Annotated in this window: 17 protein-coding genes and 1 pseudogene; 7 read left to right on the top strand and 11 right to left on the bottom strand. The window is 73.1% G+C overall.

The window, feature by feature from the left end; genetic code table 11:
* Positions 1-130: 130 nt before the first annotated feature.
* Positions 131-322, top strand: a pseudogene (locus PHY01_RS24140) (XdhC family protein); the annotation flags it as partial.
* Positions 323-950: 628 nt separating this feature from the next.
* On the opposite strand, the gene PHY01_RS24135 reads toward PHY01_RS24140, so the two are convergent.
* Both PHY01_RS24135 and PHY01_RS24130 read right to left on the bottom strand, forming a co-directional pair.
* On the bottom strand, positions 951-1961 hold the full coding sequence (locus tag PHY01_RS24135; RefSeq protein ID WP_246086123.1) for a tyrosine-type recombinase/integrase: 1011 nt from the start codon (positions 1959-1961) through the stop codon (positions 951-953).
* A gap of 211 nt (positions 1962-2172) precedes the next feature.
* Positions 2173-2382 carry a helix-turn-helix domain-containing protein gene (locus PHY01_RS24130; protein WP_246086122.1) on the bottom strand — a complete coding sequence of 70 codons (210 nt, stop codon included), beginning with the start codon at positions 2380-2382 and terminating at the stop codon, positions 2173-2175.
* A 204-nt stretch (positions 2383-2586) separates the two neighbouring features.
* Between PHY01_RS24130 and PHY01_RS24125 the strand changes: the two genes are divergently transcribed.
* Positions 2587-4425 carry an SNIPE associated domain-containing protein gene (locus PHY01_RS24125; RefSeq protein WP_141282232.1) on the top strand — a complete coding sequence of 613 codons (1839 nt, stop codon included), beginning with the start codon at positions 2587-2589 and terminating at the stop codon, positions 4423-4425.
* Positions 4426-5038: 613 nt separating this feature from the next.
* Here the strand turns inward: PHY01_RS24125 and PHY01_RS24120 are convergent.
* Entirely contained in the window at positions 5039-5380 is a 342-nt protein-coding gene (locus PHY01_RS24120) for a DsbA family protein (RefSeq protein WP_170183960.1), read from the bottom strand.
* Positions 5381-5588: 208 nt separating this feature from the next.
* On the opposite strand from PHY01_RS24120, the gene PHY01_RS24115 reads away from it, so the two are divergent.
* On the top strand, positions 5589-5876 hold the full coding sequence (locus tag PHY01_RS24115; protein WP_141282228.1) for a molybdopterin-binding protein: 288 nt from the start codon (positions 5589-5591) through the stop codon (positions 5874-5876).
* 488 nt (positions 5877-6364) lie between these two features.
* Here the strand turns inward: PHY01_RS24115 and PHY01_RS24110 are convergent, their stop codons facing one another.
* The 5 genes from PHY01_RS24110 to PHY01_RS24090 form a co-directional block, all read right to left on the bottom strand.
* A complete protein-coding gene (locus tag PHY01_RS24110) occupies positions 6365-7729 on the bottom strand; it encodes a sensor histidine kinase (RefSeq protein WP_307723985.1) in 1365 nt (454 codons plus the stop codon).
* Positions 7726-8412 carry a response regulator gene (locus PHY01_RS24105; protein WP_141282225.1) on the bottom strand — a complete coding sequence of 229 codons (687 nt, stop codon included), beginning with the start codon at positions 8410-8412 and terminating at the stop codon, positions 7726-7728. Before PHY01_RS24105 ends, PHY01_RS24110 begins: the two co-directional genes overlap by 4 nt.
* A 47-nt stretch (positions 8413-8459) precedes the next feature.
* Positions 8460-8678, bottom strand: a complete 219-nt coding sequence (locus PHY01_RS24100) for a hypothetical protein (protein ID WP_141282223.1) — start codon at positions 8676-8678, stop codon at positions 8460-8462.
* Positions 8679-8800: 122 nt separating this feature from the next.
* Positions 8801-10297 carry a GDSL-type esterase/lipase family protein gene (locus PHY01_RS24095; protein WP_141282221.1) on the bottom strand — a complete coding sequence of 499 codons (1497 nt, stop codon included), beginning with the start codon at positions 10295-10297 and terminating at the stop codon, positions 8801-8803.
* Positions 10294-10869: a copper chaperone PCu(A)C domain-containing protein gene (locus PHY01_RS24090; RefSeq protein ID WP_141282219.1), complete on the bottom strand. Its 576-nt coding sequence runs from the start codon at positions 10867-10869 to the stop codon at positions 10294-10296. The genes PHY01_RS24095 and PHY01_RS24090 overlap by 4 nt, the downstream gene beginning before the upstream one ends.
* Before the next feature lie 186 nt (positions 10870-11055).
* Here PHY01_RS24090 and PHY01_RS24085 point away from each other — a divergent pair, with 186 nt between their 5' ends.
* The gene (locus PHY01_RS24085; protein WP_141282217.1) at positions 11056-11352 is read left to right on the top strand and encodes a hypothetical protein; all 297 of its coding nucleotides are present in this window, start codon (positions 11056-11058) and stop codon (positions 11350-11352) included.
* Between the two features lie 18 nt (positions 11353-11370).
* On the opposite strand, the gene PHY01_RS24080 is transcribed toward PHY01_RS24085, so the two are convergent.
* Positions 11371-11583 (bottom strand): DUF3040 domain-containing protein, encoded by a 213-nt coding sequence (locus PHY01_RS24080; protein WP_170183959.1) that lies wholly within the window; start codon positions 11581-11583, stop codon positions 11371-11373.
* Positions 11584-12386: 803 nt separating this feature from the next.
* Here PHY01_RS24080 and PHY01_RS24075 point away from each other — a divergent pair.
* Entirely contained in the window at positions 12387-13520 is a 1134-nt protein-coding gene (locus tag PHY01_RS24075) for a sensor histidine kinase (protein WP_141282213.1), read from the top strand.
* A complete protein-coding gene (locus tag PHY01_RS24070; RefSeq protein ID WP_141282211.1) occupies positions 13517-14173 on the top strand; it encodes a response regulator in 657 nt (218 codons plus the stop codon). The genes PHY01_RS24075 and PHY01_RS24070 overlap by 4 nt, the downstream gene beginning before the upstream one ends.
* Before the next feature lie 29 nt (positions 14174-14202).
* On the opposite strand, the gene PHY01_RS24065 is transcribed toward PHY01_RS24070, so the two are convergent.
* Entirely contained in the window at positions 14203-14634 is a 432-nt protein-coding gene (locus PHY01_RS24065; protein WP_141282209.1) for a MarR family winged helix-turn-helix transcriptional regulator, read from the bottom strand.
* A gap of 170 nt (positions 14635-14804) precedes the next feature.
* Between PHY01_RS24065 and PHY01_RS24060 the strand changes: the two genes are divergently transcribed.
* Positions 14805-16577 (top strand): chloride channel protein, encoded by a 1773-nt coding sequence (locus PHY01_RS24060; protein ID WP_246086121.1) that lies wholly within the window; start codon positions 14805-14807, stop codon positions 16575-16577.
* Here PHY01_RS24060 and thpD read toward each other — a convergent pair.
* Positions 16561-17457, bottom strand: a complete 897-nt coding sequence (gene thpD, locus PHY01_RS24055) for an ectoine hydroxylase (protein WP_141282206.1) — start codon at positions 17455-17457, stop codon at positions 16561-16563. The genes PHY01_RS24060 and thpD overlap by 17 nt on opposite strands.
* Positions 17458-17635: the final 178 nt, after the last annotated feature.

Genomic DNA, 17635 nt, shown 5'->3' with positions numbered 1-17635 from the left:
GCCGGCCGACCTAGTGTCGATCATGAAACGGGACGCCGCCGACACCGGTGCATCGGCATCGGTACCGGGGCCCCGTGCGGAGAACTCCGCCGGACGCCGACGGACGAGGCGATCGAGGAGGAGGTGCGCGATGCGTGACGTGGTGGATCAGCTCGCCGGATGGTGGAAGAGCAGCGAGACCGCCGCGCTCGCCACCGTCGTCGGCACCTACAGCTCCGCCCCCCGCCAGCCCGGCGCCTCGATGCTCATCGGCCCCGACGGCGAGGCCGTGGGCAGCGTGTCCGGCGGCTGCGTCGAGGGCGCGGTCTACGAGCTGGGCCAGGGGGGTTGTAGAGCCTTTGATGAAGGAGAACACCTCCATCTCGAGTTCGTGCCGGGTCGGCCAGCTTTTCGATAGAGAAGCTGTTCTTTGAGCGTGGCGAAGAAGCTCTCCGCCTTGGCGTTGTCGAAAGCGTCGCCGATGCTGCCCATCGAGGCGACCACGCCGCTGGTGCGCAGGGAGCGGCGGCGATGAGTGCCCTGGCATCGGCCGCGCCCGCGCACGTCGGCGATGACGACCACGCGATGACCACCCAACGACCACGTCGTGCCCCGCCCGATGGCCCTGCACCGGCACCGCACCGCTGCGCATGTGTTCGGCACACCCAGTTGATACTTCAGCTGGCTGGCTCCGATCCCCGAACTCGATGCGTGAAGGATAGAGAATGACGTCCGGCCGGAACCTGTCCGATTCCAAGGGTCGCCAACTGACCCGCTCGGCGACAGAGATCCACAATGGGGTGACTAACTGGGTGACTACCGAGCCGGATCGGGACGCTCAGCGGTGGACACCGACGGGCCCTAAGAGGCTCGGAGATGCAGGGTTCACCAGGTCAGCGTCGCCTCCGGAATTCTTGACACGGAAGAGGTCACAAGTTCAATCCTTGTATCGCCCACCACGTAAGGCCTGGTCAGAGCCCCAGCTGGGGATTCTGACCAGGCCTTCTTGGCGTTCTGGGGACCTCTGAGGGCCTAACTGAGGGCCTAACTCCTCGACGGGGGAAGACGCGGTTCATCGCGGTGGCCCCGTCGTCGATGACGGGCCGCAGTTGCTTGCGATACACGGACTCGGTGACCTTCGACCCGCCTGCGTGGCCGATCAGCCGCGCGATCTGCTCGATCGGCACTCCCCCGTCCGACAACAGCGACACGAAGCTGTGGCGGAGCTCCCGAGGCGACCATCGTCGGTCGTCCAGGCCGGCGGCAACGGCCACGCGCTGGAAGTCACGGCGGACGTTCGCCGCATCCATCGCCGTGCCGGTCTCGGTGGCGAAGACGAGATCGTGGTCGATCCACCTCTCCCCCACCGCCGACCTCGCCGTCGTCTGCCGGGCTCGGTGTTCGGCGAGCGCGCCGACACAACGCTCCGGCAGCGCGATGGTCCGTCGGGATCCGCGGGTCTTGGTGTCACCCCCGGCCCGCACCGAACGCCACACCCGCATGCTCGGCGGCACGGGCGGGACCGAGTCCGGGTCGCCCGTCAGGTCGACGTGACTCCAGGTGAGCGCCCGCAGCTCCTCGGTCCGAGCACCGGTGAGCAACGAGACCACCACGTAGGCGCCCATCGTCGTCGCCGGCGTTGCGTCGAGCAGCGCCTGCGCCTGGTCGAACGTCAGTGCCTGCGACGGCCGTCCGCCCCGCCCGGTCGGCGTGCCGCACAGCAGCACGACGTTGCGTTTCACCTTGTCCCGGGCCTGCGCCCGGGTGATGGACCGGGCCAGGATCGACTTCACCCGCGCGACCGTGCTCGTGCTGAGCACCCGCGACTTCCCCGCGAGCCACCGATCGACGTCCTCGGCCGACAGCTCCCGCAGCTTCCGCGCTCCGAGGGCCGGGATGACGTGTCGCCGAGCGAGATTGGCCAGTGTGTAGACGGTGTTCGGGTCCCGACCGCCGAGGCCGTGCTCGAGCCAGTCGGTCACGGCCTGCGCAACGGTGTAGGAGTTCGCACCCGAGACCGTCACCCCGTCCTCGTGGTCGCGGATGATCTCCCTCAGCCGGTCTCGGGCTTCGGTCTTGGTCCGGCCGCTGGCCCGTCGCCTGATCCGCTGGCCGGACGGGGTGTAGCCGACTGTCGCGCTGACCAGCCAGCGCTGCCGGGCCTCGTCCCAGTAGACGCTGCCGTCACCCCGGCTACGCCGCGCCGTCAGCGGCCTCGCGCACCAGCAGCTCGACGTACTCGGCGATCGCGGCGGCCGGGATCAACCGGGTGCGGCCCTGTGTCACCGACCGCAGCCGGCCCGAGCGGATCAGCTCGTAGATCACCGAACGGCTCAACGACAGCAGCCGCATCGCCTCGGGCACCCGGTAGAGCTGTCGTCCGTCCGCCAGCACCGCCTCCACGTCGCCTCCTTCGCCCTTCGTGACGCTGCCGGGCCGGGTGGTCGACCACGTGGTCGGTCACGCGACACGCACTGACCACGGATCCACCACGTACGACCACACGCACTGCACCGACAGATCCGGCACAACGAATGAAACGCAGCGAGCAGTCGGCGCGATGATCGGCAGACGGTCACGTTCCGTCGCACGAGGGGGACGGACGGTATGGCGATCTTCGGGGGACGGCGACGCGCTGCGGACCTGGAGGTCGAGCTCGCCCGAGCCCACACGATGCTGGCCGAGCTGGGCGCCCTCGACCACGTCGAGCGCGCCGCCCGCCGCCAGGCCGCCGAGCAGCAGCTCGCCCAGGTCCTCGCCGAGGAACACGCCGCCCGCCGCCGCGTCACCGCCGCCGAGCTCGAGCTGGGGCAGCTGCGGTCGCTGCTGATCGAGACCCGTGACCAGGAACTGCTCCAGTCCGCCGGGGTCTACGAGTTCACCCACCCGCTGGAGAACTCCGTCGCCTACAAGGACCGCCTCCAGCGGCTGCGCGCCGACATCAAGGCCGAGGTCACCGCCCGGCGCGCGGTCACCGGCAGCGTCGACTGGCAGGTCAACGGATCACGCCAGCAGGGCGCGAAGATGGTCAAGGACTTCTCCACCCTCATGCTGCGCGCCTACAACGCCGAGGCCGACAACTGCGTGCGCACCGTCCGCCCGCACACCCTCGCCAGCGTCTGCCAGCGCCTGGACAGGACCCAGCGCACCATCGCCAAGCTCGGCGCCACCATGTCCATCGCCGTCAGCCGCAGGTACCACGCGCTGCGGACCATGGAGATCGAGCTGACCGCCGACCACCTCGCCATGGTCGAGGCCGAACGCGAACGCATCCGCGCCGAGAAGGAGGCCGCCCGCGAGGAGGAGCGCGCCCGCCGCGAGTACGAACGCGCCCGCGAGAAGCTGCTCAAGGAACAGGCCCACTACCGCACCGCCTACGACCGCATGCTCGCCCTGCCCTCCCCCGACCCCGCCGCCCTCACCGAGCTCCGCGGCCAGCTCGAACGCCTCGGCACCGACATCGCCGCCGTCGAGGCCCGCGCCGCGAACACCCGAGCCGGGTACGTCTACGTCATCAGCAACATCGGCTCCTTCGGCGACCACGTCGTCAAGGTCGGCATGACCCGCCGCCTCGAACCCATGGACCGCGTCCGCGAACTGGGCGACGCCTCCGTCCCGTTCCGCTTCGACGTCCACGCCCTCGTCTTCAGCGACGACGCCGTCGGCCTCGAAGGCCGCCTGCACGCCGACCTCGCCGACCGCCGCCTCAACAAGGTCAACCAGCACCGCGAGTTCTTCCGCACCACCCCCGCCGAGGTCCGCCGGCTCCTCACCCGCGCCGCCGGCAGCCACCTGCTCGAGTACACCGAGACCGTCGAGGCCCTCGAATGGCGCGCCAGCGGCGCCACCACCGCCGCCGCACCCGCACCGCCCATCCCCTCGCCGACACCACCGCCCACCGCGCCCGAGCCGGCGACCACACCACCACCCACGCCCGACCACGACGGACCACCACTTCGCCCCGACGACCACATCGCCCTCACCGCGGCCCACCTGCGGCTCGTGCTGCGCACCGACGACGACACCGAGGCCGACCCCGTCGCGTTCCTGCTCACCCACGCCGGCGAGGTCCGTACCGACGCCGACATGGTCTTCTACGGCCAACCCGACCACGACAGCGGCGCGATCACCCTCGCCGCCGACGAGACCGGCGCCGCCACCACCCTGCACCTCCACCCGCGGGAGATCCCCGCCGACATCACCGAGGTCCTCCTCGTCGCCCAACTCCCCGCCGACCTCACCGACCCCGGCTCGGCGCACCTGACCGACCTCGACACCGGCCAACCCCTCGGCCACCTCTCCCTGCCCGCGACCGGCCCCACCGGCCTGCTCCAGCTCGGCGCGCTGCAGCGCAGCGACGGCCAGTGGCACCTACAGATCGCCCCCGCCGGCCTCGACCACGACCTCGCCACCCTCGCCGCAGCAGCCGGCGTCCAGGTCGACTGAGCACTCCTCGACGACAACCGCCCGCGTGGTCAGCTCCTGCATCGCGGCAACCACGCGGCGATCAGGTCCGTCCCGGAAACGCCCCCGTTCCCGCCCCTCAAGGCCGGAAGGCAGCCTTCTGCACATCTCGCTGCCCGGTCCCCGTGGGGTTCAGCCTGGATGAACCGTCTTCAGAACGAACTCCACGCAATCCGGTCGCTGATGATCGTATTCGCGTCCGGCTCCTGCACCAGGAGGATCGCGGCGCGCACCTCGAGGTCGGCTCCGGCCGGGGTATGCGGGGACGGCCGAGTCGGGGCGCAGGTGGGCGGCGAGGCCGTCCGGCAGGCGGGTCGGCACAGCCTCGTCATCGGTGCCGACCTCGGAGGTTCGCGTGACGTCAACCCGCAGTGCTTCGAGCGCCGCAGCGCCTCGTCGCGAATCCTCGCGCGGGCCGTTCGATCATCCGGGAGTGACCGCATGCAGTAGAACGAACACACGCTCACCGCCCCGCAGGCGACTTGCCCGGCGCCCGGAGTTGGCGACGGCCCACGTACCGGCACCTCGGGTCCGCTGGTGGCGCGCGTGCCGTGCGACGCACGGAGCCGTCCTGGCGATCGGGACGTGGCCGGGATCAGCCGCCGGCGGCCGCGCGCAGCGCGGCGTCGGTGCGCTCGATCTCGCGTCCGTCGGCCAGCACGGTGGGCGTGGCGGTGACGCCGGCCCGGGACGCCTCGTCGGTGAGGCCGGCCGTCCAGGCCGCGTAGCGGTCCTCAGCCACGCACGTGGCGAACCCCGGCCCCGCCCCGGCCTGCTCACCGAGCGCCACGAGCGTCTCCTCCGGCAGCCCGTCGCCACCCTCGGGTGGCTGGTTCGCGAACAGCAGCTCCAGGTACTGCGGGAAGACACCCTCCTCGGCCGCGCAGCCGGACGCGGCCGAGGACCGGGTGGAGTACTCCGTGCTGTGCCCGCGCACGGGTTCCCGATGCGCACCGTCGTCCCCGGTCTCTACGGCTACGTCAGCGCCACCTAATGGGTCACCGAGCTGGAACCTGACCACTTTCGACGTCGACCCCTACTGGGAGCAGCGCGGCTGGGACGGCGACCCCGAGGGCAGCGTCACGATCAAGAGGTCCTCGCGCATCGATGCGCCCGGCCCGTTCTAGCGGGTCCCCGCAGGGGAGGTGACCTTCGCGGGCATCTCCTGGGCACAGACGATCGGCATCGAGCGCGTCGAGATCAGCGTCGACGACGGGCCGTGGGAGGACGCCGAGCTGGGCGCACCGGTCAACGTGGACACCTGGCGGATGTGGCGGGCCCGGCGCACCCTCGCGCCGGGGCTGCACACCGTCACCGTCCGCGAGACCGACCGGTCCGGTCACACCCAGACCGCAGAACGCGTCGGCCCCATCAACCCGGGCCCCGACGGCTCCACCGGCCTGCACAGCATCACGTTCACGGTCTCGCCGTGACGGAGGTCGGGACGCTGGCAGACCCACGCCGGGCGGTCGGCATCGTCGACGCACGCCGCGGCGATCGGCCCGATCGTCTGGCCGGCCCCGCAGTAGGCCGTCGTCCGGAGCAACCGGGAGAGCTGATCACCCGCATCCACGCGGTCACCCTAGGGACGGAGCGCGCCGACAACGGCCTGCGGCGCGGATCGTCAGATCGTCGTCAGGTTGGACCCACCGACCGGTGCGTCAGCACGGCTCGGTCACCGTCAGCGGCGGGGTCGACGGCGGCGGGCTCGACGGCGGAGCATCCGGGCTCGGCGTCGGCAGCCCCTCGCCCGGCAGACACGGCGCGGACCCGTCGTCCGGCCGCGAGACCACGGTCGGTGCCGGTTGGAGCGGGGCGGTGGTCATCGGTTCCAGAGGCCGCGGCGCGGGGTCGACTCCGACGCCGCATCCGGATCCGACGACGAGGAGCAACACCACGGCCGGTACGAGCCGGTAACGGATCATCGCGGTGCCTCCGGCAGCTCGACGACGAAGCGGGCTCCCCCACCGGGCCGGTCCTCGACCCACACCGCGCCGCCGTGGTACCGCACGTGCTGGGCGACCAGCGCCAGCCCCAGGCCACTGCCCCCGTCACCACCCCGCCGGCCCGCCTCCGCACCGCGGGCGAACCGCTCGAACACCACCTCGCGGTACTGCTCGGCCACCCCCGGCCCGGCGTCGTCCACCTCGACGCGGGCCTGCCCGCCGTGGCGCAGCACAGCCACGCGCACCGGTCCGCCCCCGTAGCGGTCGGCGTTGTCGAGCAGGTTGGCCACCACCCGGTCCAGGCGCCGCCGGTCCCCCTGCACGACCGGTGCGGGCTCGGCGGACTCGACGATGGGCCGGGCGGTCGGACGAACCCCGACGACATGATCGACGAGATCGACGAGATCGACCGACTCGCTGGGACCGTCGTCCCGGTCACTCGAGATCTCCAGCAGGTCCACGACCATGCGCTGGAACCGCCCGGTCTCCCCGAGCAGCAGGTCCAGTGCCCGGCCCGCGACGCCGGAGATCTCGGCACGGCGGCGCACGAGCACCTCCGCCGCGTTGGCCATCGTGGTCAACGGGGAACGCAGCTCGTGGCTGACGTCGGCGGCGAAGCGGGCGTCGCGGCGCACCCGGTTCTCCAGTGCCTCGGCGGTCCGGTTGAACGTGACGGCGAGCGGGGCGAGGTCGGGATCGCCCTGCTCGGGTAGCCGGGCACGCACGTCGCCACCGGCGACCCGCGACGCCGCGGCGGTCAGCTCGGTCAGCGGCCGCAGCGCCCGCCGGCTCGCCCAGGCCCCGAGCGTGACCCCCAGCAGCGCGCTCAGGGCCACGCCCGCGGCCAGCACCGTGCTGAGGAACCGGAACGTGCGGTCGAGCTGCGAGAGCGGGAACAGCTCGACGTACGCGGTGCCGGCCGAGGCGACGGGATGGGTGACGGCGAGCACCGGGACCCGGTCCACCATCAGCCGCTGCCGGGCCGGGATCCCCTGCCGGGCCAGCTCGCGCAGGGCGGCAGGCAGCTGCTCGGGGTCCACCTGGCGCCCGCTGGTGATCCATCCCTCCGGGCGTCGCAGCAGCACCGTCGACTCCGAGTCGGTGCTCAACCCGGTCAGCAGGTCGTCGAGACCCTCGGATCCGGATCGCAGCGATGCGTCCACCAGGCGGACGTTGAGCTCGGCCTGCAGGGACGCGCTGGTCTCGCGCTGGCGCAGCATGTAGTCCGACGCGAGGTTCCAGGTGACGGTCGCGAACACCCCGGTGAACAGCAGGGCCCCGAGCCCGAACGCGAGGGCCACCCGCCACCGCAGCGACAGGTGCACCGGCAGGCGCGTCACCCGGCCGGGCCCGACTTGTACCCCCGGCCGCGGACGGTCAACACGCAGGTGGGGGCGTCGGGGTCGCGCTCGATCTTGCGGCGCAGCCGTCGGATGTGCACGTCGAGCAGCCGGGTGTCGCCGAAGTAGTCGTAGCCCCACACCCGCCGCAACAGCTCCTCCCGGGTCACGACCCGGCCCCCCGCCTCGGCGAGCTCGAGCAGGAGGCCGAACTCGGTGCGCGTCAGGTGCACCTCCACACCACACCGCCGGGCGATCTCCTCCTCCGGCGAGATCGCGACGTCGCCGACGCGGAGCGTCCGCGGTCCCTCCGGACCGGGCTGGCGCCGACGCAGCAGCGAGCGGATGCGGGCGGCCAGCTCGCTGGCCACCAGCGGCTTGGTGACGTAGTCGTCGGCTCCGGCCTCCAGGCCGGCGATCACGTCAGCGGTGTCGGTCCGCGCCGACACGATGATGATCGGCAGGTCGCCGCGGGACCGCAGCAGCCGGCAGACCTCCAGGCCGTCGACACCGGGCAGCATGAGGTCGAGCAGCACGACGTCGACGTCCGTCGTTCCGATCAGCCGCAAGGCCTCCTCCCCCGACCCCGCCTCCACGACCTCGCAGCCCTCGTCGGCCAGGGCCAGGCCCAGCGCCTGACGGATGCGCTCGTCGTCCTCGACCATCAGCAACCGCGCGTCCATCGTGCCCATCCTCCCCGGTGGGCCCTCGATCCGCCCGGGCCCGACGCTCACAGCGGCCCGCCGCCGCACCGCTGACGCAGCCGCTGCGCGGCCAACCGGTGCATCAGCTCCTCGAACGCGCCCGCCGGCACCTGACCGCTCAGCTCCCGCTGGGCCACTCCGACCTCGTGCCGGACGACGGTCGGGGGAAGGACGCCGGCGAACTCCGCACCGAGCAGACCGGCGACGCGGTCGACACCGCCGTGTCTCTCGAGATGGACAGGCATCCAACGCTCCTTTCGTCTTCACCGATAGTGGCGCACGACGCGCCCACCGCGGCCGTCGCGGCCGTTCGGGGGGCGCTTCCGCAAGCAGATCGTCAGTTTGAGACCGCGGCCGCCGGTCGCTCTCAGGATCCGGCCTCGACCAGCCGCGCGGCGGGCACCCGGTCGACCAGCCGTGCGACCGTCGCGGCCAGCCGCAGCGAACCGATCCCGGTCGGGTGGAACGGATCGGGGTCGGCCAGACCCTGCAGGTCACGCCCCAGCCCGTCGGTTCCCGGGCCGCACAGCGAGGTGATCCGCGGTCGCGCGACCGTGAACCCGTACTGCTGCGCACCCGCCTCCAGGACCGCGTTGAGCTGCGCGTTGCGCTGGGCCAGCAGCGCGATCTTCGGTGGGTCGAGCCCGGGGACGCCGTCGGGCCCCCGCGCGTCGGGGCACTCCGCGTCCGCCCCGGGCGCGAAGGCGTCGTAGGACGTCATGACGATGACCTGGGGTGCACCCGGCAGGTCGTTGAGGTCCTGCAGCAACGCGGCGTAGTCCTGGTCGAACGCGGCCAGCCGGTAGTCGAACTCGCCACTGGTCAACCGGTCGTCGCAGGTGGCGAGGCCGTAGCAGTACAGAAGGAAGTCCGACCAGTGCAGGTCGTTGGGCCCGATGGCGACGACGACGAAGTCGAGCCCCTGCACCTGCTTGAGCCGGCCGACCTGTGGTGGTGCCACGGCACCGGGGAGCTGCTGGGCGCCGCGCAGACCCCGGTCGATGCTCGCCCCGGCACAGGCGAGGTTCAGCACCGGCGCGGGGAGCAGCCCGGTCAGCTCCGCGGCGAGGGAGTCCGCGCTGCGACGGCAGCCGAGGTCCTCGGCGGTGGCGTCCGCGACCGGCGGTCCACCGAGCCGCGCGACCCGCGAGTCACCGATGACCGCACCCGAGTACCCCGTTACGACCGGGCCCACCGGGGACGGGGTTACCCGGGTGGCGCCGGTGAGGTCGGCGAGCGAGGCGACGCCGGACAGCCCGCGCACCGTCCCGGCGTAGGCGAGCGCGCCGCAGGCCCCCCAGGCGAGGACCGAGGCGGCCACGGCGATCACCGTCGTCCGGCGGACCGAGGCGGAGCACGCGTGCCAGAGGTCGGCGACGGGTACCGCGTCGTTCCCCCGGCGACCCTCCCGGCGCAGCACGGCGAGCATCCGGAGGCATCCGGTGAGTGCGCTCACCGCGAGCGCGACCACCACCGCCCCCAGTGCGCCCCAGAGGTACCACCGGGCCAACGCGTCGACGAGGGTGCGCGACGCGCCGGAGACGACGTCCGCGGTCCGGGCGGGGTCGAACACCTGCATCGCGGCGGCGTTGCGCTGCACGGGTCCCAGCGACAGCCGCGGTCGCAGCGGGCCGTAGACCTGCATACCCGTCAGGTCGAGCTCGGTGTTGCCGATCTGTACCAGCTGCGCCGGGCCGACCGGTGTGAGCTGCGGATCCCGTGCGCCGACCCCGATCGACTGCCCGGCGATGCGCACCTGCTGATCCGGGTTGAGCCAGACGACAAGCGGGACACCGACGAGGACGCACAGCGCCACGGCCAGTGCCGTCGACCACGACCGGGCCGCGACGACGCCGCGGCTCATCGATCGTCGGCGGCGGGTTCGCGGGGTACGTCGGGGGTCGCGACCGGGACGTCGAGGACCAGATCCCCGGCCCGCTCGAAGCCCAGGACGACCGGGTAGGTCAGCCCCGACCGGAGCGGTTCACGCAGACCCGTCAGCGCCATCAGGCCCGCGTCGTCCTCGTACGGCACCTCGATCGACGACACCCCCGTCTGCCCGGCCGTCAGCGTCGCTCCCCCCGGGATGACGACACCGTCCGCGACGACGACGCCCGCGGCCGCGACCGGGCTGGACAACCGGACCAGCCGGTCCGCGATCGCCCCGTTGTTGACGATGGTCACGGACATCGGCGCGGTGTCCCCGACGCCGTAGACCTCGTCGCCCGCGATCGGCGGGGCGAAGCGGAACTCCACGTCCAGCACCGAGATCGGTCCCACCTGCCCGACGGCGCCGGCGGCGTGGGTGACCTGCGTGCTCGTCGCCGCCTCTTGACCCGCCCCGCAGCCGACGACGAGCAGCACCAGCGCCACCGCGGTCGCGACGTGGGTGGCGGCGCGCCGGATAGGTGTCGATCGGGACGAGTGCTCGTTCACGACGGGCGGTCCTCCTGGGTTCTGGCGTGGCGGTCCCCGGCGGACTACCCCGTCCGCACCCCCCCGGGCACGCTCCCGTCCTTGCGATCACCTGACGAACCGCTACCTGACGGTCTGCTGACGGTGTGCGCGGGCCCGTGTCGGTCCCCCCGGCGATGGGGACCCTGTGGCGAGGAGGTGGTCCGGATGTGGTTCCCGTACGGAGCGGGCCGGTGGCTGGGTGTGCACGACGGTGGAGCCGACCGGCCGGATGACGTCCCGCCGCCGGTCGTGGCCGGCAGGGGTGCCCCCGACCCGGTCGACGGGACGGCGGTGTCGGCCTGGGAGGCGGTGTCGATCGTGCTGGGGCTGGCCGTCCTGAGCGGGTCGACGGCGGGCATCGTGGTGACCGCGTTCGTCGTCGTCCTCGCCTTGCTCGTGGTCACGGCCGGGGACGAGCAATCGACGGAACGGCCACCCGGCGCCCCACCGCAGGCCTGGTGACGCGGCACGGTCCTGCGCTCAGCGGCGGAGCAGCCGGCCGAGCACCCCACGCAGCGTGATGACGACCGCCGCGGCCGGCCCGGACCCGGCCATCCACCCCGGCATCCGGGCGGGCACCCCGCCGCACCGCTCGTTCCACAGCTGGAACGCCTCGGCCAGCTGGGGATCGTCCGCCGCGAGCTGCCGCGCGATCGCCGCGAGCCTGCGCGCCTCGCGAATCCTGTCGCGCACAACCCCTCCCCGGCTCGTGCCCGATGGACGGGTCCAGAGTGGCGCATCGAACGGTGATCCCATCTGACGAACTCCTTGCGGTCCGGCCGTCACCCCCACCCCGTACCCGACGTTCTCCTGACGCTTCCCGGTCGCCGCGGCACGCCACCGCCGGGCCGCGCGAGGATCGGCCGGGCATCGCGGAGCCGGATCGGAGACGGGGGATGCCCGGTGCTGGTGATGAACCGACGGTGACCGACCCGGTCGTGCCGGTCACCTCGGACGGCCGGGTCCACCTCGACGGCGATGTCTGTCTGACTGTCCGACCGTCACTGCGCGTCCCGACCCCGTGCTGCACGACACCGCGACGCGGGACGGGCACCGTCGTGGTCGACCTGTCGCGCGCCGGTGTCGTGAGCTGCCGGGCAGCGGAACTGCTGCTCCACCACCACAGGGCGCTCCGTCCGTCGGGGCGCCGCTCCCTCGCGATCTGCGGCCTGGCACCCGTGCTGGACACCGTCCGGCGCCCGCCTGACGAACGGCTGACGATGTCCTCCGCGCTCTGGCTCGGTCCCGGACCGCTCGGCTACAACTGCTACAGCGGCCGGCGGACCGGTGACGATGACCCGGGCACCGGGTGACCGATGGTGCGCGAGGCGACTGGGGAGCCCCCTCGCGGATCGGACTCCATGCACCCGGAGCCCGGCGGGAAGTCATCACGGTCCGCCGGCCGCTCGGATCGATCGACCCCGACATCCTCGGAGGACGAGCGGCTACGACTTCGGTCGGTACCCGTCGGTGGCTGCCGGCCCTACGCTCGGCCGATGACGTCCGCTCCCCGGGTCCCCCGACCGGGGGTGACGATCGGGATGGTCGGCGCCGTCGGGGTGCTCGTCGCGGTCGGGATGGTCGGCCGCTCCGGCACGGGACCGGTGCCGATCGGGGTCGACGTCGGGGTGGGGGTGCTCGCCTGCGCCGTCCTGGCCGGGCTGCCCCGGTGGCCGGTCGCCGCGGCGTCGGTGCTCGTCGTGCTCGTCGCGTTCTCCCCTGCCGCGACGCCCCCGGCCACCCTCGCGGTGCTGCTGGTCGCCCAGTTCCGGCCGCTGCCGACCGCCGTCGCGATCGGGCTGGCCGGCATCGCGGCCCACGCCCTGCAGGGCGTGCTGCGGCCCGTCGACGGCCTGCCCTACGGATGGTGGCTGCTGCTCGACGTCGCGGCGCACGCGGCCCTCGTCGCCTGGGGAGCCCTGCTCCGCGCCCGCCGCGACGTGCTCCACTCGCTGCTCGAGCGGGCCCACCGGGCCGAGACCGAACAGGCCGAACGCGTGGCCGCCGCCCGCTCGGCCGAGCGCACCGTCATCGCCCGGGAGATGCACGACGTGCTGGCCCACCGCCTCTCGCTGGTGGCCGCGTCCGCCGGCGCCCTCGAGTACCGGCCCGACGCCCCGCCCGAGCAGCTGGCCCGGGCCGCGGGGGTGGTGCGCGACGGCGTGCAGATCGCGCTGGACGAGCTCCGCGAGGTCATCGGGGTGCTGCGCGCCGACGGCACCACGACCGGGAACGACCGCCCCCAGCCGGTGCTCGGCGACCTCGCCGGACTGGTGGAGGAGTCCCGCGCGGCCGGGTCGGACGTCCGGGTCGACGACTGCCTCGACGACCCCCGCACGCTCCCCGCGACGGTGGGTCGCACCGCGTACCGCATCGTGCAGGAGGGCCTGACCAACGCGCGCAGGCACGCCCCCGGAGCCGCCGTGCACGTCCGGCTCGCCGGACGGCCCGGTGCCGGCCTGGAGATCGAGATCCGCAACCCGCTCCCGGACCCGCCGATCCCGTCCTGGCCGGGAGGGACGGGACTCGTCGGCCTGGGCGAGCGCGCCACGCTCGCCGGCGGGCACCTCACGCACCGGGCCACCGGCGGGGAGTTCCGGCTGTCCGCGGCACTACCGTGGCCCGGATGAACGGCCCGCCGGTCCGCGTCGTGATCGTGGACGACGACGCGCTGGTCCGCGCCGCCCTGTCGATGATGCTCGACGGCGCGGACGGGATCACCGTCGTCGGCGAGGCGGGCGACGGGGACGAGGTCGAGCCGCTCGTCGACGCGCACGCACCCCACGTCGTCCTCATGGACCTGCGCATGCCGCGGCTCAACGGCATCGCCGCGACACGCAGGCTGCGTGTCCGGCCGCACCCCCCGGAGGTCGTCGTGCTGACCACCTTCGACACCGACGAGAACGTGCTGCGCGCCCTGCGCGCGGGGGCGGGCGGGTTCCTGCTCAAGGACACCCCGCCCCCGCGGATCGTCGAGGCCGTCCTGCGGGTCGCGGCGGGCGACCCGATCCTCTCCCCCGCCGTCACCCGACGGCTGCTGGACCGCGTCACGGCCGAGTCCGGCGCGCACGACCGGGCGCGGACCGCGCTGCGTGTGCTCAGCCCTCGCGAGCACGAGGTCGCGGTGGCCGTGGCCCACGGCCGGTCCAACGCCGAGATCGCCACCGATCTGGTGATGAGCATCGCGACGGTCAAGGCGCACATGACCCACGTGCTCACCAAGCTGGACATGGACAACCGCACCCAGGTCGCGCTGCTCGTGCACGACGCCGGGCTGGTCTGACCCTCCGGCGCACGGCGTCGGGGCCCCGGTCAGTACCAGCCGAGCCCGACGTCGAGATCGCCCTCGGGGGTCTCGCCCGCGGCCTCGGAGATCGCCTGCAGTGCCGTGATCACCAGCGCGTGCTGGTCCGCGGGCAGTGCTGCGAACAGCCGCTCGACCTCCGCCCGGCGCAGCAGCGTCACCTCCGCGACGAGGTCGCGTCCGGCCGGGGAGAGCGCCACCCGCAGCGACCGTCGGTCGGCCCGCAACCGGGTCCGGCGGATCAGGCCGGCCACGTCGAGGCGGTCCAGCAGCCGGGTGGCCGAGGACGGGTTGACCCCGAGTGCGGTCGCGAGGTCGACCGGCCGCTGTGGCCCGCGGGTGGCCAGTACCACCAGCGCGCGATACTGCGGCAGGGTGACCTCGCCGGCGGCGGCCAGCGACCGCGCCGCGATCGCGACGAGCGCCCGGCTCGCGGTCATGACGGCATCGACGAGCTCACGGCCCTCCCCGTCGGGTCCAGGAGTGGACGGTGCCCCGGGCCGCGACGTCGCATCGCTCACCGCTGCAGCCTGTCATGCCCGACGGCCGGGACGGTGGGGGCCGCCACAACCCCGGGTCAGCGGTCGTTGCCCTGTGCAAACATATGCCGATGCATGTTTTCCTGCACCGGCGTGCCCGTGTCGCGCACGACCTGCTGCGGGGCTCCGCACCCGGCCTGGTCGGGCTCGCGCTGCTGGTCGGGGCGGGTGCAGGTATGGGTGCGGTCGTGTTCCGCTGGCTGATCACGGCGTTCACCGAGCTGTTCACGGGCACGACCGACTACAGCGCGTCCGGCGGCACGGCCCACCCGGCGTTCCCCTGGGCGGGCGCGTGGTTCGTGGTGCTGGCCCCGGTGCTGGGCGGGCTGCTGTACGGGCCGCTGGTGCACCGCTTCGCCCGCGAGGCACGCGGCCACGGGGTGCCCGAGGTCATGCTCGCCGTCGCCCGCAACGGCGGCCGGATCCCACCCCGGGTCGCCGTGGTCAAGTCCCTGGCCTCGGCGCTGTGCATCGGCTCGGGCGGGTCGGTCGGCCGCGAGGGCCCCATCGTCCAGATCGGCGCCGCGCTGGGCTCGTCGATGGGGCAGTGGCTGAGGGTGCCCCCGCACCGGCTCGGTCTGCTCGTCGCCTGCGGCGCCGCCGGTGGCATCTCCGCCACCTTCAACGCCCCCGTCGCCGGGGTGTTCTTCGCGCTCGAGCTCATCCTCCGGTCGTTCTCCGCGGAGGCGTTCGGGGTCGTCGTGCTCGCGTCGGTGACCGCGTCGGTCGTCGGGCGCACCGTGATGGGCGACGAACCGTTCCTGGTCCTGCCCCCGTTCAGCGTCGGCTCACCGGTCGAGTACCTGCTCTACGCCGCGCTCGGGCTGCTCGCCGGCCTGCTGGGCTGGGCGTTCGCCCGGTTCCTCTACCGGGTCGAGGACGCCTGCGACCGGGTGTGGCGCGGCCCCGAGTGGCTGCGCCCGGCCGTGGGCGGCCTGCTCCTGGGCGGGGTGCTGCTCGTCCTGCCACAGATGTACGGGGTCGGCTACCCCGTCCTGCAGAACGGGATCGACGGCGGGTACGCGCTCGGCTTCCTGCTCGTCCTGCTCGTCGGCAAGATGCTCGCCACGAGCCTGACCATCGGGATCGGCGGGTCGGGCGGGGTCTTCGCGCCGTCGCTGTTCATCGGGGCCATGGGTGGCACCGCGTTCGGACTCGTCGCCCAGGCCGCGTTCCCCGGCCTGGGCATCTCCCCCGGCGCCTACGGCCTGATCGGGATGGCCGCGGTGTTCGCCGGGGCGAGCCACGCCCCGATCGCGGCACTCGTCATCGTCTTCGAGCTGACCGGGCAGTACTCGATCATCCTCCCGCTGATGGCCGCGGTCGCGCTCGCCACCGGCATCAGCCACCTGGTCTCCCGCGAGACGATCTACACGCTGAAGCTGCTCCGCCGGGGCCTGGACATCACCGCCGAGTCGACACCGGACCTGCTGCGCAGCCTGACCGTCGGGCAGGCGATGGGCCCCGCGCCCGAGCCGCTGGAGGGGAGCTGCCGCGTGCCAGAGATCGTCGCCCGATTCGGGTCGGCCCGCTACCGCGTCGCGCCGGTCCGGGTCGGCGGTGACCTGCTCGGGACCATCGTCGCAGCGGATGCGCTGGCGACCGCCGGACCGGGCGTCACGGCCGCCGATCTGGCCCGCACCCTGCCGTCGCTGCAGGCCGGAACACCCTTGCACGACGCCGTGTCGGTCCTGCACGAGCACGCGACGACCGGCCTGCCCGTCGTCGGACCCGCGGGCGGGGACCCGATCGGCTGGGTGGACCACCGCGACGTGGTCGCCGCCTGCGCCGCCGCCCGGCCCGCCGGGAGCCCGCGTTCCGCCGGGGTCAGCCCACCGGGCTGAACCGCCGGGCCGCGACGTGCGCCGGCCGCGGGGCGGGGGCCGAGTACGGCTCCTGCAGCGCGTTGTCCACGCTGTTGAACACGATGAAGATGTTCGAGCGCGGGAACGGCGTGATGTTGCCGCCCGAGCCGTGCATGCAGTTGGAGTCGAACAGGGTGGCCGAGCCGGCCGCACCGGTGAGCATCGCGATCCCGTGCCGGTTCGCCAGCGACGTGAGGCTCCCCTCGTCGGGCGTGCCGATCTCCTGCTCGCGCAGCGACTCCTTGTAGTGGTCGGCCGGGGTCTCCCCCACGCACGCCACGAACTCCCTGTGCGACCCCGGCATGATCATCAGACAGCCGTTGTGCGCGTAGTTCTCCGTCAGCGAGATCGAGATGCTCACCGCACGCGGGGACGGCATGCCGTCCTCGGCGTGCCAGGTCTCGAAGTCGGAGTGCCAGTAGAAGCCGCCGCCGCCGGACCCGGGCTTGTAGTTGATCCGGCTCTGGTGCACGTACACCTCGGAGCCGAGGATCTGCCGCGCCCGCCCGGCGACCCGCTCGTCGGCCACCAGTGCTGCGATCGCGTCGCTGAGCGCGTGCACCTCGAAGATCGAACGGACCTGCTGCGAGGCCTTCTCCACGACGGTGCGCTCGTCGGCGCGGACCGCCGGATCCGCGGCGAGCCGCTCCAGCTCGCCGGCGTAGGTCGCCACCTCCTCGGGGGTGAGCAACTGCGGCACGGTGACGAAGCCGTCCCGATCATGCGTGCGGAGCTCCTCCGCCGAGAGCGGGCCCGGGTCGGCACTCCACACCGCGGGCTCCGCTCGGTCGATGATCACCGGACGGTCGGCCACCCGGGTGGGGTAGCGGTCGCCGATCCTCGCCTGGGCGACACCCAAGACAAGCTCCTTCCGATTCGATTGCCGGACCAGTTCATCGCGCGCCTGGACCGGTCATCCGGACATCCCCTCGACCACGGCGTGGACGGACTCCCGGACGATCTCCAGGCCCTCGTCGAGCTCGGCACCGGTGATCGTCAGGGCGGGCAGGATCTTCATGACCTCGTCGGACGGGCCG

Origin of the sequence: Pseudonocardia hydrocarbonoxydans (assembly GCF_006539565.1) — a bacterium.
GTDB lineage: Bacteria > Actinomycetota > Actinomycetes > Mycobacteriales > Pseudonocardiaceae > Pseudonocardia > Pseudonocardia hydrocarbonoxydans.
Note: the sequence above shows the minus strand (reverse complement) of the source record. Positions and strands in the feature narration are given on the sequence as shown.